We start from the raw sequence: 15,951 nt of genomic DNA, 5'->3' as shown, positions 1-15,951 counted from the left end.
CGAAGACCGGAACAACCCGGCTTCAGGCGGTGGATGACACAGATATAGGATGGATCACGTTACAACGAACTGTCCGGAACATGAAAAGTTGGTAATGCGGAAATTTATGCGCCGGAAAGGTTTTTGGGGCTTGGAATATGGGCGGTCGGAGCAGCAATACATCAAAGCAAGTCACCGTGGACAATAAGGATAAGGCCCGGCTCCGATTTATCCAATAAAACTCTCCCGCCATAGAGACCGTTAGGCGACATGCAAAGTCGGGATACCGGATACGTCGATCTCGCGTTCGGCATACCAGGCGTCGTAGGCCGCTTGCATCCTGATCCAGAACAGCGGGCCATTGCCGAACATCTTCCCAAACCGGACAGCCACGGCGGCACTCACCGGCCTTTCCTCAGCCAAGACCTCATGAAGATGCTGGCGGGAAATGCCAAGCAGGCCGGCAATCTCCGTCTTCGGCTTGCCGATCGCCGGAAGAATGACATCGCGCAACAGGGCGCCTGGATGCGTGGGGCATCTGTTGGGGTTACGTTTTGCCGCGATTGAGGTCATCGACCGCTCCTAATGATATTGTTCAAAGTCAACATCGTATGCATTGCCATTGCTGAACTCGAAGGTGACGCACCAGGGACCGTTGACATGAACGGTGTATCGCCTCGGATTTGGCCCGACAAGCTGATGGAAATCGAAGCCGGGGAGATTCATATCATCCGCCTTGGTGGCGGCATCGAGAGCATCGAGCCTCGCTTCGATACGGGCATGAAGCCGCTGGTCGATCTTGGTTCGAGATCCTTCCCAGAGCTTGGCCAGTTCCTTATTGAGGAAGGTCTCGATCATAGAAAATATGTAACACTTTGCGTGACATCTGTCAAGCATTACGTGACATCTCTGACACGCGATGGAATCCTACTCTTCCAACAGCCGCTTCAACCGCGCCTCTTCCTCCGCACTCAACGGCTCTGCCACAGCCACGCTTCTACGTCGGCGGCTGTAGGCAAAGGCTGCCCCTACGCCAATCACCAGCAACAGACCGGGCGCGCCCCACAGAAGCAAGGTCTCCGAGGTCAATCGCGGTTTCAGCAGCACGAATTCACCGTAGCGCGACACCAGATAGCGGATGACATCGTCATCGCTATCGCCCTTGACGATGCGTTCGCGCACCAGAAGCCGCAGATCGCGGGCCAGTTCAGCGTTGCTGTCGTCAATGGACTGGTTCTGGCAGACCATGCAGCGCAATTGCCCCGACAGGTGCCGGGCGCGGGCCTCCAAGGCCGGATCTTTCAGCATTTCATCGGGATTGACGGCAAAGGCGGGCTGGACCAGCGACAGCCAGAAACCGAAGAAGACGGCAAAAAGTCCCCTCATTCCGCCGCCTCCAGGCCCTTGAGGGTACCATTGGGCGCCGCTGCCTTTGCCTTGCGGTTTGGAGCACCGACGCGCAAACGCCGGTCGGAAAGCGAGACGAAACCGCCGATCATCATCACCAGCGCCCCGCCCCAGATGCAGAGAATCCAAGGCTTCCACCAGATCCGCACCACCATGCCGCCATCGGCCATGGCATCGCCAAGCGAGACGTAAAGCTGGCTGAAGCCGAAACTGCGGATACCCGCCTCGGTGGTCGGCATGCGCCTTGCCGTATAAAGCCGTTTCGATGACCAGACATCGCCCTCGGAGACCCCGCCACGCCGAATGGTGAAATGACCGCGATCCTCGGTGTAATTCGGTCCCTTGGCGGAGCGCAGCCCGTCATAGGTCAGGGAAAAGCCACCGGCCTCGACGGTCTGGCCGGGCTTCATCTCCACCACCATTTCGCTCTGGAACGTGGTAACAGCGACAATGCCCAGCACGGTGACGCCGAGGCCGAAATGCGCGAGTGCCGTGCCAAAGGCCGAGCGCGGCAGGCCGATCAACCGACGAAAGGCGACGCTTGGCTTCTGCTTGCCGAACGCCGAGCGATAAGCAAGATCGGCCAACGCCCCGAACATCAGGAAAAAGCCTGCGGCCAGCCCCAGAACAGACAGAACCGGACCGCCATTCTGGAAATAATAGAACACAAGCCCAACCAGAAAGGCCAGCGCCGCCACCAGATAGAGCCGTTGCAGCGCGCCCAGCAGATCGCCGCGCTTCCAGGCCAGCATCGGCCCGAACGGAACAGCAACGAGGAGCGGGATCATCAGCAGGCCGAAGGTGAGGTTGAAGAAGGGTGCGCCAACCGAAATCTTCTCACCGGTCAGGGTTTCCAGCAGCAGCGGATAGAGCGTGCCGATCAGCACTGTCGCGGTCGACACCGTCAGGATCAGATTGTTCAGCACCAGCGCGCCCTCGCGCGAGATCGGCTGGAACAGCCCGCCCGCCTTCAGATGCGGAGCCCGCAGCATGAACAGGAACAGCGCGCCGCCGATGAACAGGATGAGGATGGCGAGAATGAAAATCCCGCGGCTGGGATCGGTGGCAAAGGCATGCACCGAGGTCAGCACGCCGGAGCGCACCAGGAATGTGCCAAGCAGCGACAGCGAGAAGGTCAGGATGGCGAGCAACACCGTCCAGATTTTCAGGGCATCGCGCTTTTCCATCACCAGCGCCGAATGCAACAGCGCGGTGCCAGCCAGCCAGGGCATGAAGGAGGCGTTTTCGACCGGGTCCCAGAACCACCAGCCGCCCCAGCCCAGCTCGTAATAGGCCCAGTAGGAACCCATGGCGATGCCCGCCGTCAGGAAAGTCCAGGCTGCCAGCGTCCAGGGCCGAACCCAGCGCGCCCAGGCGGCATCGATCCGCCCGTCGATCAGAGCGGCAATGGCAAAGGAAAAACAGACGGAAAAGCCGACATAGCCGAGATACAGCAGCGGCGGATGGATGGCGAGGCCGGGGTCCTGCAACACCGGATTGAGGTCCTGCCCCTCGGCAGGGGCCGGATTGAGGCGAATGAAGGGATTGGAGGTGATCAGGATAAACAGAATGAAGGCCGTGGAAATCCAGGCTTGAACGCCGAGTACATTGGCTTTCAACCGGTCGGGCAGATTGGTGCCGAACAGCGCCACCAGGGCCGAAAACAGCGTCAGGATCAACAGCCACAGCATCATCGACCCCTCGTGATTGCCCCAGACCGCCGAAAAGCGATAGATGGCAGGCATCAGCGAATGGGAATTCTGATAGGCATTCAGCAGCGAGAAATCCGAGACCAGATAGGCATAAGCCAGCACCCCGAACGCAAACAGCACCAGGCCAAACAGCGCATAGGTGCCGGTGACCGCCGTCTGCATCATCGCGGTATCGCCCCTGCGGGCGCCCAGCATCGGCAGGACCGAAAGCAGGAGTGCGGCGGCCAGCGCCAGCACCAGCGCGTAATGGCCGATCTCAATGATCATTTCGCCTCTCCCTCGCCCTTCCAGACGCCGTCCTTCTTCATCCGGTCGGCAACTTCCTTCGGCATGTAATTCTCGTCATGCTTGGCCAGAACCGTATCGGCATCAAACAGCGTGCCGCCAGCGCCAAATACGCCTTCCGTCACCACGCCCTGCCCTTCACGAAACAGATCCGGCAGAATGCCCGTATAGGTCACTGGCACCGTGGCCGTACCATCGGTGACGGCAAAACTGACGGTGGAGCCGGTGTCGCGCTTGACCGAACCTTCCGCCACCAACCCGCCCAGCCGGATGCGGGTGCCGGGACCAACCGGCGTCTTGGCGAGATCGGAGGGCATATAGAAATAGGCGATGGACTGGCCGAACGCGAACAGAACCAGCAGCACAGCCGCCATGATGAAACCAACCCCACCGGCAATCACAGCCAGACGTTTCTGCTTGCGGGTCATTTCAGCGCCTCCTCGACCGGCAATCCCAATTGTTGCGCCATGGCGATCAGCTGCTTGCCTTGCTCCCCCTCGGCGGGGAAAGTCTTCAACCCGGCTTTCAAGGCCTCAAGCGCCCGCTGGTTGTCCTTCAACACGGTATAGGAGCGCACCAAACGCACCCAGCCTTCGAAATTGTTTGGATCGGTTTTCAGCTTGGCATCCAGGCTTTCCACCATGCCCTTGATCATCGCCTGACGGTCGCCGTCCGGCAAGCCCTGGGCTGCGGCGACAGCGGCGGCATCGGGATTTCCGAGGGGCGCCGCCGTTGCAGCAGCCTGAGGATCATTGCGGGTAATATGACGGGCGACCAGCGGTAGCCACGGCGCATTGGGCGGGGATTGAGCCGCAATCGCCTTGAAGGCGGCCAGCGCCTCGTCGCGTTTGCCGGACTGTTCCAGCGCCAGCGCCAGATAATAGGCGGCACGCGGATTGTCGCGGTTCAGCGCCACGGACTGCGAAAACAGATCGCGGGCGGCATCCGTCACCACACCGTCGCTCTGAGCAATCAGCGCTTCGCCAAGACCATTGAGCCGCTCGGGGCTGGCGCCCTTCAACCGGATGGCGTTGCGAAAGGCCAGTTCCGCCTCGCCCATGCGGTTCTGTTGCAGATAGATCGGGGCAAGCACATCCCAGCCCGCGCCATCCTCAGGCTTTTGCATCAGATGACGTTCTGCCTGGGCAATCAGCAGGCTCATGTCGTTGCCAGGATTTTCCAGTCGGGCCTGCAAGGGCTGTGATGGCAGGCCGGGACTGCCGAGAGCAAGATAAAGCCCAAGGCCGACCGCTGGCACCAGCAAGACAACAAAGGCCTGCGCCAGACCGTTACGCGAGGTTTTGCGAGGCGCGTTTTTGGCTGCCTGACCTGTTTCATCGCCCTTATCGGCAGCGAGAAGGCGGCGGGCAATCTCGGCGCGGGCATAATCCACCTGCTCGGCGGAAATCAGCCCGCCCGCCCGGTCACGGTCGAGTTCCTGCAATTGATCGCGATAGACGGCCATCGCACCATCACGGGTCTCGCGCTCACCACGCTGCTGCGCTCGCGTCAACGGCAACAGAAAGGCCGCCGCGACGGCAAAGGTCAGAACTGCAATTTCAACCCAGAACAGCATAAGGCTCCCTGAACCCGGAGGGTTCTATGACGTTTTGGAACGCCGTCCATACTATCTTGCAACTGATGGCGTCTTAAACAACCGACCTTCCATCAGCCTTGACTTAAGTCAAGGGCAAGCCGGACTGACCCGCGCAGATGTGATTCAGGTCAGAGGCGTCCATGTCCCGTCTTCATTGCGGCAGGCAACGCCGCGTGCCTCCACCGTCTTGCCATCGACCGTCACCTTGTGGCGATATTGGCGGCAGTTCTGATTGCCGACCTGATAAGGGGCTGCGGCCACCACTTCGCCGGAAACATCGTCATCGCGCCATGTCACGGTCTGGCCGCCGGGGGCCACTTCCAGGGCCTGATATTCGGCCGCCAGCGCCCGCTGCTTCTGGCTGTTGTCCAGTTCCGCACCGGTCCGCGACACAATGCCGCCCTGAAGTGCGTTGAGATAGAGCGAGCTTGAGGTGGTGGATTTGGCAAGCAGGCCGGTGCTGCCACCGGTCGTCTTGCAGGAGGTCAGTGCCAGGGCGCAGCCCAGCAGGGCAAATGCAAAACCGGTGCTGATCTTCCTCATGGCCTGCAATTCCAAATTCTGTTTCTCATGACAATTTGCACGGTCAAACCGTGCGTTGCTGTAGTATCTCATGATAAGCCCGACACTGCCTCACTTTGCAAGCCGCCATTTTGATCCGCTGTCTGGAGTTTGTCAGGAAAACAGTACAATCCTGCCCTGCATAAAGCACCAGCACCCATGCCAGATCATGCTCCATCCCGTGACAGGGCAGGCAGAACCAGCCGCGCCAGCAGTCCACCATTGACGCCGCGCGACAGGCCAAGCTTGCCTTGATATTCCGAGGTTATTTCCTTGACAATCGACAGTCCGAGCCCAGTGCCGGGCTTGCTTTCATCCAGGCGGCGACCGCGCTTTAACGCCTCGCCGATCTGGTCGGGGTCAAGACCCGGACCGTCATCCTCGACGATGATTTCCAGCCAGGCCCTACGACCCGGATCTAGCCCGACCTCGCCGACCGGCGCGATCCGGGCCGTCACCGTCACAGTGGTTTGTGCGTGACGGGCAGCATTTTCCAGCAGATTGCCGAGGATTTCCTCGAGATCCTGACTTTCCATCGCCAGAACCAGACCTTGCCCCGAGGCTTGGCTCTCCAGTTGAACCTCGAATTGCTTATCGGGATTAAGCTTGCGCATCACCCGCACCAGACGCTCCAGAACCGGCTCCACCTCGGCGCGCGACAGCACCGATTCGCGCTGGGCCGCGATGCGGGCGCGGTTGAGATAGGTGCCGACCTGGTTCTGCATGGCGGATGCCTGGGCCTTGATGACCTCGCCATGCGGTGGATCAAGGACGCGCGCCTCGTTGAGAAGCACGGCAATCGGGGTTTTCAGCGAATGGGCGAGATTGCCGACCTGCATGCGGGCGCGCTCGACAATACGGTGGTTGCTGTCGATCAGGGCGTTGATTTCATTGGCCAGCGGCTCGATCTCACGCGGGAATTCGCCTTCGATCCGCTCTGCCTCGCCGCCCCTGATCCGCTCCAGCGCCCGGCGCGCCCGATCCAGAGGTTTTAGCCCGAAGATAATGGTGACGGCATTGACCAGCAGGCCGCCAACCCCGAACATCGCCAGAACGGCGTAAAGCCGGTGGGAAAATCCGGTGATTTCGTCTTCCACCACTTTCAGATTGCCCGACACCCGGAACCGCGCCGCCCGGCCGGATTCGTCGAGGATAACTTCAGTTTCGGCAATCCGCAGCCGGTTGCCGAAACTATCGGTCATGCCGTAAAACCGCTCGTAATTCTGGTCGAACGGGCTTTCCTCGAAGCTTGGCACCGGCAGATTGGTCAGCCCCAGCGATGTGGAGGCCAGCGGCGCGGCATTGAAGGAGCCGAGCGGCTCGACCAGCCAGTACCAGCCGGTTCCGGGCTGCGAAAACCGGAGATCGCCCAGCGCCGGACTGCCGGACAGGCTTTCACCATCTCCAACCGTGACGGAATTGACGACATTATAGAGCTGGGCGCGCAACAGATCGTTGAAGGAGCGCTCTGCCCCTTGCCGATACAGCGCCGAAATCACCACGGCCATCGTCACCAGCGCGATGATGTACCAGAGAGTGGCAGACAGCAGAACGCGAAGGGTGAGAGAGTTGACCCGGAACACCTAGCCCTCGACGCTGTCAGGCGCTTTGATCCGGTAGCCCAGCCCGCGCACGGTCTCGATCATGTCCAGACCGATCTTCTTGCGCAGCCGCCCGACAAACACTTCGATCGTGTTGGAATCGCGGTCGAAATCCTGATCATACATATGCTCGACCAGTTCGGTGCGCGACACGACTTCCCCCATGTGATGCATGAGATAGGACAGCAGCCGGAACTCATGCGAGGTCAGTTTCAGCGCCTTGCCCGAAACAGTGACCTTGGAACTCTTGGTGTCGAGCCGCACCGGCCCGCAGGCGATTTCCGATGAGGCATGGCCGGCGGCGCGGCGAATCAGCGCCCGGATGCGCGCCAGCACCTCTTCGACATGGAAAGGCTTGGTGACATAGTCGTCGGCACCGGCATCGATACCAGACACCTTGTCGCTCCAGCGGTCGCGGGCGGTTAGGATCAGCACCGGCATAACACGTCCGGCGGAGCGCCATTTTTCCAGAACGGTAATGCCGTCCATGGTCGGCAGACCGATATCGAGGATCACGGCGTCATAAGGCTCGGTATCACCGAGATAATGACCTTCCTCGCCATCCATGGCCTGGTCTACTACATAACCTGCCTCCTGAAGCGCCTCGACCAGCTGGCGGTTCAGATTGACATCGTCCTCGACGACGAGAATGCGCATTCTTCACTTCTCCGTTTTGCCATGCTGGCGCCAGCCGGGCGATCTTGCGTGCAGGTCCGGAAAACCAGGCCGCGCAAGAAAAAAATATCCAACATATAGAAAGCCTTACACTACTCCACACACCAAAACCAGCCTCAGCGGGACACCTGGACCGTCATCTTGCGGGGCCTTGCATTGTCGCCGGTGCCTGGCACGAGAATGGTGATCACGCATTGGCCGCCCGACAGCCGTACCGAGAGCAATTGCCCGCCCGCCTGCTCAACGGCTCTGAGCGCCGCCGAACGGCAATCGACCCTGCCATTGGATTTGCTGTCGTTACTGTCGGAATTGTCACTGTTCTGATTCTGGTTCTGCGCCTGGACGATGACAGGTGAAGAAGACCCGCTGGAGCCAGACACCATCTGCGACATAGGGACAGCATCGGGTACCGGCGCTACGGTCGCCGGTACCGTCCAGGCAATAAGCCCGGCTGCGATACTGCCTATGATCGATTTGGATGTCATAAACTGCCACTCTGCCGCATTCGGTTATCGTGGTGTCAGTGTTACCGAAGAGCGGCTGAATGGCAAATGAATGCATGGTAATCTTGGCCTGTGGCACGATCTGCATGACAGATCTGCGACAGGGCAAGCATTTCAATTTATGAGATTATTGGCAGATTGAATGCGATATCCATTGCCGTTCAGGGTTTTTCCGGGGGCGGCCGGTTCGCCTGGGGGACGATGGCGTGGCTTGCCACCAGCCGGCCATAGAGCGCAACGAGCCCGCCCACCGATCCGGCCAGCGCCACCAGTCCATCGGTCAACTGACCCTGTTCCAGAACACCAAGCTCGAACCCGCCAAGTTGCAGGCCGGACGCCAGGATAGCGACCAGCGCACCCCAGACAGTCTTGGACAGATACCATGGTTTGCCATCATTCATGTCGATTTCCCTTGTTTTCGGTGGAGATTTTCGGGTTGAAGATCAGAAAATGAACTGTGCTTCAGCCGCGATGCCGCTGGCATGGCGGCCAATCTGGCGGACCCGGATGGAAAGCGTCGAGGGTGCCACGCCAAAGTCTGTGGCCTGCAACTCGGCGCTGTAGGTGTAGGACGCAGACGTCAAGGTTACGCTGCGCAACGTCGCTTTCCCCGTGTCGAGAATGTCGAGTTGGTAGCGTTCGCTTTCTTCATCGAGCGGAATATCGGATGGTGTCCAATTATCGGCATCGGTGCGGCCACGCCGGACCCAGGTCAGCGCAATATCGCCGCTTGCCCCCCGGCTGGCGCGCAGATGCACCGGGGAAAGCGGCGTCAACGCCCGCACGCCACCGGAAAAGCTAACCGGCCCCTTGGCCGCAAGGCTGGTGCCTGCGGCCTCGGCGATCCAGTTCAGCGTCAGGCCGATTTCGCTATCGGCAAGGTCAAGCGCAGTCACCGCGTTGTTGAGCAGAACCACCTGCGCGCCCGAGACCGCGCCCGCCGCCATCGCATCCTCCGTGCCATAGAGACCGCGCAACAGGCCGGACAATTGCCAGACGCCACTTTCCACCTCCTCCGCCGTCAGAAAGCCAATCACCTCCCAGACATCATTGGCGGCCTTGATCGCAAGGCGGTTATCGCCATTCAGCACCGACAGCCGCGAACCAGAGGAAAAGCTGCCATGCGACAGAGTAACGGTCAGACGATTGGCCTTATCGAACCGGCCCGACACACCCGCAGCCAATGCCGATGACAGGCTGCCGAGGGTTGCTGGGCCATCCACCACGACACGGGTCGCATAGTTCTCGGTCTCGGCGGATGACGACAGTACGATCTTGCGCCAAGGGCTGGCATAGGCAGCCGCGCGCGCAAAACTGCCGTCCTCGCCATCGTCAAGGCGTGGCAGGTCCATCAGCCGCCACAGCGGCGCAAACCCGTCCGAGGCCCGCCCGCTCTGCACCCGCCCGCTGCTGGCAACCGTGATCGCACTGGACACCGGCGCTGCCACTTCGGTCAGTTCCAACGACAGCGTGCTGCTGTCTTCGATCCGGGTGATCAGGAACCGGCCGGATGGCCCTTCCGGCAAGGTCAGCACGTCACCGGGCTGAAGCGCCAGCTGCGAGGGCGACAGCGACAGGGTCAGGCTGCGCCGCCCGATCCGGTGATCGCGCAATTGCGTTTCAACCACGGCCAAAGCGCTCGCCTCATCCAGCACCGCAGGCAGATCGCTGGATAAAAGCTTGGCCGAGGTCCCCACCACGCGGCGCGAGCGGACACTGGCATCTTCGTAATCATTGGCGGGGTCGTAAAAATCCAATACGGCCTGCCCAGCATAATCGGTGCTATCGCCCCGGGTCTCGGTCCAGAACGGCTCATCTTCGGTATCGACGAAAACCCGGGTCTCGACGGCCTGCAGGCTGGCGGCCTGGCGTGAGCGGAACCGCAGCACGGCACCGTCCTCGATCACGTCGATCAAGAAGGCCTCGGTCAGAGGCTCGATCAGGCTGCGGGCCGAGGATATATCGCCCTGCACATAGCCCGAGAGATCGCCGGTGACAGCAGACACATCGTAATCGGTAAAGCCGCAATCTTCCAATATCGCGGCGATCACCTCGGCCAGCGTGCCGCCGCCCAGCCTACCGTTCAGCCAATGGCCGCTGCGCCAATTGTCGCCATCGGCAAACAGATCGGTATCATAGGGAAAGGCCGGAAAGGGCCGGCTGTCCCAGGTCCAGAGAAAGATATGGTCGGCATCGACCATGCCTGATGGTGCCGACTCTCCCTGCCAATAGCTCAGATGCGCTTCAAGAAACCGCCGCTGCATGGCATCCGAGCGCATGCCGGAGGAAAAATAGGGAAGCGCATTTTCCGAGGATTTCGGATCGGGAAACACGTTCGGCTGGTTGGCACCACGCTCTACCGCCGGGCAACCCAGTTCGCTAAACCAGATCGGCTTTTGCTTCGGCACCCAGGCGCTGGGCGTAGAAAGCTCAACACCGCCGACCCGGTCATAGTGGTGGTTTTCCCACCAGGATTGAATATCCTTATAGCGATAGACCCAGGGCTTGCCCGCCAGCCCATCGGTAATGGCGGCACGCTCGCGTTTCTTACGGGCGACAAGGTCTGGATAATACCAGTCATAACCCTCCCCGGCGGCAATCTGCGCCTGCATGGCGGCACGGTCATCGGCAATGATAAACCCGTCAGGATTATCAGCAGTGAAATCCGCGTCATTCCAGTCCGACAGCGGCATGTAATTGTCGATGCCAACCGCATCGATGGTCGCGCTGGCCCAGAGCGGATCGAGATGGAAGAACACATCACCAGACCCATCGCCAGGATGATAGCCGAAATATTCGCTCCAATCGGCGCCGTAAGTCAGCTTGGTCTGGCTCCCCAGAATGGCGCGCACATCCTCTGCCAACCGCATCAAGGCGGTGACGAAGGGAAAACTGTTGCCCGCACCGCGCAGGGTCGTCAGGCCCTTCAGTTCCGAGCCGATCACGAAACTATCCACCCCACCCGCCGCCTTGGCCAGCAACGCAGAATGCAGCACCAGCCGCCGATAGCCGCTATCGCGACCGTTATTGTTGCCGGTATAAAGGATCGTTGTGCCGAGCACGAAGAAATCATCGACTGTGGTCTTGCCCATGAAGGCCTCGATAATGCCGTCCACCGCGTCCGTGCCGTCAGGCGAACCGGCAAGACCAGGGGCCGGTGAACAGGTGATGCGACCACGCCAGGGATAGGCCGCCTGTTCTGTCCCGCCATAAGGATCGGCCAAGCCGTTACCGGAGGGAATATCCATCATCACGAAGGGATAGAGGCAGGTGGCAATGCCCCGGCTGTTGAGATCCTTGATCGCCTCAATCACGCTTTTGTCACTGGGCGTGCCGCCATAGGCCGGGCCGCCGCCGCTCTGGCTGACCAGCCGGGCCTGTGAGCGCCCGATGCCTGCAACACTCCAGGCGCGGCTCTCCTCGTCACGCCTCGCCACTTCGACACCCGGCACGATGGCGCATTGATCGGCCCGCAGATCGGTACCGAACCAGCTGACCACCAGGGCTGCACGGACGAGATTGGGACACACCGCCTGCAACTCATCCAGCGAGGCCTGCCAATCGGTGGCGGCCACCAGCGTATTGCGGTTGATGATCCGCTCTTCGCCATCGCCGGTTTCCTCGGTAATGGCTTTTGTGGCATAGCCATGTTCGGTGGCGCCGGGAATGATGGTGACAGCCCTGACCTGGTTTTCCAGTGCGCCCAGTGGGCGGATCACCTCGAATTGCAGCACGGGAAGACGGTTGCCGTAATCGTCGAGCGGCAGGCGCTCGAATACGACATAGGCGACGCCGCGATAGGCGGGCGCATTGCCCTCGCCCTGTTTGGCGGCAATCAGCGGATCGACGCCCTGATCCTCACTGCCAGGATAAAAGCGCATCTCGACCTCAGTCAGATCCACTTCCTCGCCATCGGCCCAGACCCGGCGAACGGCCGCCACAGGGCCTTCGCACAAAGCCAGCGCCAGATTTCCGTAATAATCATAACTCTTGGTCTTGCTGCCGGTGGATTTACTGCCGGAGGTTTCGGTGGTGGTCTTTTCCTCAAACCGCGTCGCCCAGATCAGCGTGCCGCCAATGCGCACCGTGCCATAGGCCCGGTTCAGCGCCGTGCCTTCGCTGGCCCCACCGATCCGCGCCGACGACAGATGCGAGCCTGTCGTGGTGGAACTGCCGTTGATCAGCGCCTGATCGACCATATTGCCAGCCAGTGACCCCACGGCGCGGCCCAGCATGGTGCCAACAGGCCCGAATATGCTGCCGATGGCCGCACCGGCTGCCTGGAAAACAAGAGTTGCCATCGATCACTTCTCCGGAAAACGATAGACGCCCGCGACACGCCGCCGCCAGGCGGGCACCAGGGCGGAGCGAACCACCGCGGCCTGCTCATAGGCGTGAATGAAATGCTGGTCCGCCGCCAAAAGCCCCAAATGCTTGGCGGCGTAATGGGCGCGAAACCGGAAGACCAGGAGATCGCCGGGCAAGGCCTCGCCAAGGCTGGCGATCAAGGTGAAATGCCGCCCCGCCGCCTCGATCAACCGATCCTCTCCCGACCGCTCGGCCCAATCAGGCGCATAAGCAGGCGTTACCTCCGGCTCCTGCCCATAAAGCTCCCGCCAGATGCCTCGGACCAGGCCGAGACAATCGCAGCCAACCCCCTTGGTGGAGGCCTGATGGCGATAGGGCGTGCCAATCCAGCCCTCGGCAAGGGTGAGGACATGGGTGTTGATGGAGGACATACAATCCTCCTCACTCAAACAGCACCGACCCGTCATGGGTCGTTTGGCCGCTGACATAGGAATAGGCGAAATCGCTGCCGGGCATATGCGGGAAGCCCCGGAAGTTGGCGGCGTTGGCGAAGCTGTCGCGGCAGGTGGCGAAGCGTTTGTCGCAGCCGATAGTGATGCTCAGTGCATCGCCCGGTGACAATGTTACTTCCAAGGGCAGCCACAGTGTCAGCTCCGTGCCGTCCTCTCCGGGGCGGCTGGTTTCAATCTCGGCGGTCAGGCCGGTCTCAGCCCCTGATGTGACGGTGATCCGGCCATAGCGGAAATGGTCGTCGCCATAGGCATCCAGCCCCGAAACGATGAGCCGGTCGGACGCCGCCATCGCCACCAACACAGCGCTGACGGTGCGGCCCTCAATATTCAAATCGATACCGCAGCGATTATCGCCCAGGCTGGCATCGCAGCGGCGGCCCAGTGTGCGGCCTTGGTCCTGGGAAAGCTTGGCGGCAAAGCTGCGCAATTCGGCGGTAAACTGCCCCGTCTGACGCTTGACCTCGCCAACATCCTGTACCTTGAGCAGAACATGCTGGTCCGGCACCTGCCAGTTGACACGGTAGACCTCGATGCGCGCCCCATCATAGCGCCCGGCAATCAGATCGGCTTCGGTAATCACCTCGCTGGAAAAACCACCGGCAACTTCGGAGGTCGGAGCCGACAAGGTGTTTTCCGCCTCACCATCGCTGGCGGAAAAACCGCTGGCGGCATGAAACAGCGTGCCGCGCAGGGTCAGATCCCGGTCATGATCGGTAAAGCCCAACACCAGCCCATCGCTGCGGGTGACGCGCCAGCAGGTGCAGAGCGTCGTGGCGTCGCCCGCCAGATGGCGCGCCAAAGCGGCATCGATTGTCCTCATGGAAGGATCTCCGTCAGCGAAATGGAGGGAATGCTGCCAGCATTGAAGGCTTCGAGATTGATCTCGATCCGGTCCGTGTCAAAACGCACCGGCACATCGAATTGGAAGCCCGCCCGGATAACGGCACCGGATACAGGAATAAAATCCTGATTGAAGGACACCAGCCCGGTGGTGCTATCGCAGTTGAACCCATTGACCGGCACGCCATCCACCGAGATCAGCACGGTGCCATCGACCGGCTTGGCAATGGTGCGGTTCCAGCCGCCACCGGCATCGCCATAGGTCTTGACCAGTTGGAAGCTGGCTGTGACACCATCGCCGATGCCGATCTTCTGGTCTTCAGCACTCACCGCCCGGCCCGGCCCGGCGGAATTGGCATCCAGCGGATCGCGAAACCGGAACCCCGCCATCTGGCCGCCACGAGCCTCGAAAAACTCCAGGATCGTGTAGAGATCGGCAAGCGATTTCACCCCCGATCCGGCATCATAACTTCGGCGCGAATTGGCCCAGCGCTGGTTGCGCACTTCGCGCCCATTCGACAGGTTGACAATATCCGTGCGCCGCACCGGCCCGCCGCTGGTCGAAAGCGACACGCGCAGCGGAAAGCGCACCTCGTGAAAGGCGGTTGCCATGGTTTCACCTCACAAATTGCGCTGACCGCGCTTGACGGAACGCGCCAGCAGGCTGGAAATCTGCGACTGGCTCTTGGTGAAGCTCGACGCATCCTGGGTGGTGACGTTGACATTGACCTGCGTGCCGGAGGAACCACCGCCCTGGGTGGCAACCCCCAGCGACCCATCCGAGCCGCGTTTCAGCGGCAGGATCGCCTCGCTGCCCGCCTCGCCCATCAGCCCGGTATTGCCGCCATCCATGCCGAAATAGGTGGGGCTGGACACCACCCCACCGGACGCAAAAGGCGTGATCGAGCCGGGCACGCCGCCCTTCTCGAAGGCAAACAGCGAGCTGATCCCCGATGAAAGGCTGGATGTGGCGCTGGAGGCCAGCGACGACAGACTGCTTTGCAGCGGTTGCAGCCCGGATGACAGGGTAATGCTGGACAATTGGCTCGCCAGCGATTTCAGCGTGTCTTCCAGATCGCCACCGCCGCTCGTGGCGGATTTCAACGCTGATGTCAGCGCGCTGCCAAAGCTTTTCGAGCGGCTTTCCAGATCGTCGAGGGTCTTGGTCGCCCCGGAAGCATCGAGATCGATCCCGAAGGACAGGGTTTCGTCATCGGCCATGGTCTACCTCTTCTAGAGTCTGTCAGGTTCAGATTGAACCAGACAGACTCTCGATTCCTTTGTTTGAGTTTGTCTTTTCGGGAAAACCGGATTCCACTTTTCCCTGACAAACTCTATGTTGCGGTCAGGAAAGCATGGTCAGGATAGCGGGCCATCAGCGCCTCCAGATCGGCACGGGCAAGCTCAGTGCGGGCGGTGGCGACGGGACGAAACGCCCCACTCATGGCGGCGAATTCGCGTGGGGTCAGCGCCCAGAAGGCCTGCGGGGTCAGCCGCAGCAGGTGAAATCCGGCATGCATCACCGCCTCCCATGGAAAGGGAGGCGGCTTTACCGTGTCGGATCGACCCGCTGCGGCCCTCAAGGGCGGGCGAGATCACCTTCCCCTATCGAAGCGGCCTGCCCGGCTGAGGCGGACTGATCGGACGTTCCAAACGTCACGAGCAGCAACTCGCGGACGATGGCGATGCAGGCGGCAAGCCCGCCCTCGACGCACATGTCGGCGACATCCTCATCGGCGCAGCAATTGCCGCCACCCCGCAACCCGACGGCCAGAATGCGGATCAGATCGCGGCTGGAAAGCTTGCCACTGGAAAACCGCAGGGCAAGATCCGCCAGACTGTCGGCGGCAAAGGCCGTTTCCAGTTCGGCCAGCGCGCTCAGCGTCAGGCACAGAATCCGCCGTTCGCCATCGATCACCGCTTCCACTTCGCCGCGCCTGCGGTTGGCGCGCATGCCCGTCCCTCCTTTCA

At 61.1% G+C, this 15,951-nt stretch carries 18 protein-coding genes; all 18 read right to left on the bottom strand.

Annotated elements, in window-relative coordinates; translation table 11 throughout:
• Window positions 1-240: 240 nt before the first annotated feature.
• The gene (locus FS819_RS03850) at window positions 241-552 is read right to left on the bottom strand and encodes a HigA family addiction module antitoxin (RefSeq protein ID WP_156550546.1); all 312 of its coding nucleotides are present in this window, start codon (window positions 550-552) and stop codon (window positions 241-243) included.
• Between the two features lie 9 nt (window positions 553-561).
• Window positions 562-837 carry a type II toxin-antitoxin system RelE/ParE family toxin gene (locus tag FS819_RS03845; RefSeq protein ID WP_156550545.1) on the bottom strand — a complete coding sequence of 92 codons (276 nt, stop codon included), beginning with the start codon at window positions 835-837 and terminating at the stop codon, window positions 562-564.
• 69 nt (window positions 838-906) lie between these two features.
• On the bottom strand, window positions 907-1,365 hold the full coding sequence (locus tag FS819_RS03840; RefSeq protein ID WP_156550544.1) for a cytochrome c-type biogenesis protein: 459 nt from the start codon (window positions 1,363-1,365) through the stop codon (window positions 907-909).
• Complete coding sequence (locus FS819_RS03835; RefSeq protein WP_156550543.1) at window positions 1,362-3,365, bottom strand: heme lyase CcmF/NrfE family subunit; 2,004 nt, start codon at window positions 3,363-3,365, stop codon at window positions 1,362-1,364. The genes FS819_RS03840 and FS819_RS03835 overlap by 4 nt, the downstream gene beginning before the upstream one ends.
• Complete coding sequence (ccmE, locus tag FS819_RS03830; protein WP_070167839.1) at window positions 3,362-3,811, bottom strand: cytochrome c maturation protein CcmE; 450 nt, start codon at window positions 3,809-3,811, stop codon at window positions 3,362-3,364. Before ccmE ends, FS819_RS03835 begins: the two co-directional genes overlap by 4 nt.
• Window positions 3,808-4,959 (bottom strand): c-type cytochrome biogenesis protein CcmI, encoded by a 1,152-nt coding sequence (gene ccmI, locus FS819_RS03825; protein WP_156550542.1) that lies wholly within the window; start codon window positions 4,957-4,959, stop codon window positions 3,808-3,810. The genes ccmE and ccmI overlap by 4 nt, the downstream gene beginning before the upstream one ends.
• A 144-nt stretch (window positions 4,960-5,103) precedes the next feature.
• Window positions 5,104-5,523 carry an RT0821/Lpp0805 family surface protein gene (locus tag FS819_RS03820; RefSeq protein ID WP_060715957.1) on the bottom strand — a complete coding sequence of 140 codons (420 nt, stop codon included), beginning with the start codon at window positions 5,521-5,523 and terminating at the stop codon, window positions 5,104-5,106.
• 185 nt (window positions 5,524-5,708) lie between these two features.
• A complete protein-coding gene (locus tag FS819_RS03815; RefSeq protein WP_234624875.1) occupies window positions 5,709-7,124 on the bottom strand; it encodes an ATP-binding protein in 1,416 nt (471 codons plus the stop codon).
• A complete protein-coding gene (locus FS819_RS03810; protein ID WP_060715959.1) occupies window positions 7,125-7,799 on the bottom strand; it encodes a response regulator transcription factor in 675 nt (224 codons plus the stop codon).
• A 134-nt stretch (window positions 7,800-7,933) separates the two neighbouring features.
• Window positions 7,934-8,302 (bottom strand): hypothetical protein, encoded by a 369-nt coding sequence (locus tag FS819_RS03805; protein WP_156550541.1) that lies wholly within the window; start codon window positions 8,300-8,302, stop codon window positions 7,934-7,936.
• A 179-nt stretch (window positions 8,303-8,481) separates the two neighbouring features.
• A complete protein-coding gene (locus FS819_RS03800) occupies window positions 8,482-8,721 on the bottom strand; it encodes a hypothetical protein (RefSeq protein ID WP_015915391.1) in 240 nt (79 codons plus the stop codon).
• A gap of 42 nt (window positions 8,722-8,763) precedes the next feature.
• Window positions 8,764-12,621 carry a baseplate multidomain protein megatron gene (locus FS819_RS03795; RefSeq protein WP_197434235.1) on the bottom strand — a complete coding sequence of 1,286 codons (3,858 nt, stop codon included), beginning with the start codon at window positions 12,619-12,621 and terminating at the stop codon, window positions 8,764-8,766.
• Window positions 12,622-12,624: 3 nt separating this feature from the next.
• Window positions 12,625-13,059, bottom strand: a complete 435-nt coding sequence (locus FS819_RS03790) for an NlpC/P60 family protein (protein WP_197434236.1) — start codon at window positions 13,057-13,059, stop codon at window positions 12,625-12,627.
• A 10-nt stretch (window positions 13,060-13,069) separates the two neighbouring features.
• On the bottom strand, window positions 13,070-13,960 hold the full coding sequence (locus tag FS819_RS03785; RefSeq protein WP_156550539.1) for a phage/gene transfer agent baseplate hub protein: 891 nt from the start codon (window positions 13,958-13,960) through the stop codon (window positions 13,070-13,072).
• Window positions 13,957-14,592: a phage distal tail protein, Rcc01695 family gene (locus FS819_RS03780; RefSeq protein ID WP_156550538.1), complete on the bottom strand. Its 636-nt coding sequence runs from the start codon at window positions 14,590-14,592 to the stop codon at window positions 13,957-13,959. Before FS819_RS03780 ends, FS819_RS03785 begins: the two co-directional genes overlap by 4 nt.
• A 9-nt stretch (window positions 14,593-14,601) precedes the next feature.
• On the bottom strand, window positions 14,602-15,201 hold the full coding sequence (locus FS819_RS03775; RefSeq protein ID WP_070167832.1) for a phage tail tape measure protein: 600 nt from the start codon (window positions 15,199-15,201) through the stop codon (window positions 14,602-14,604).
• A gap of 113 nt (window positions 15,202-15,314) precedes the next feature.
• A complete protein-coding gene (locus FS819_RS03770; protein ID WP_498724292.1) occupies window positions 15,315-15,500 on the bottom strand; it encodes a rcc01693 family protein in 186 nt (61 codons plus the stop codon).
• Window positions 15,501-15,559: 59 nt separating this feature from the next.
• On the bottom strand, window positions 15,560-15,934 hold the full coding sequence (locus FS819_RS03765; protein WP_234624874.1) for a gene transfer agent family protein: 375 nt from the start codon (window positions 15,932-15,934) through the stop codon (window positions 15,560-15,562).
• Window positions 15,935-15,951 lie beyond the last annotated feature (17 nt).

Source organism: Allorhizobium sp. Av2, assembly GCF_021462805.2.
Classification (GTDB): domain Bacteria; phylum Pseudomonadota; class Alphaproteobacteria; order Rhizobiales; family Rhizobiaceae; genus Allorhizobium; species Allorhizobium vitis_G.
This window is presented reverse-complemented; position numbering and strand designations above follow the sequence as displayed.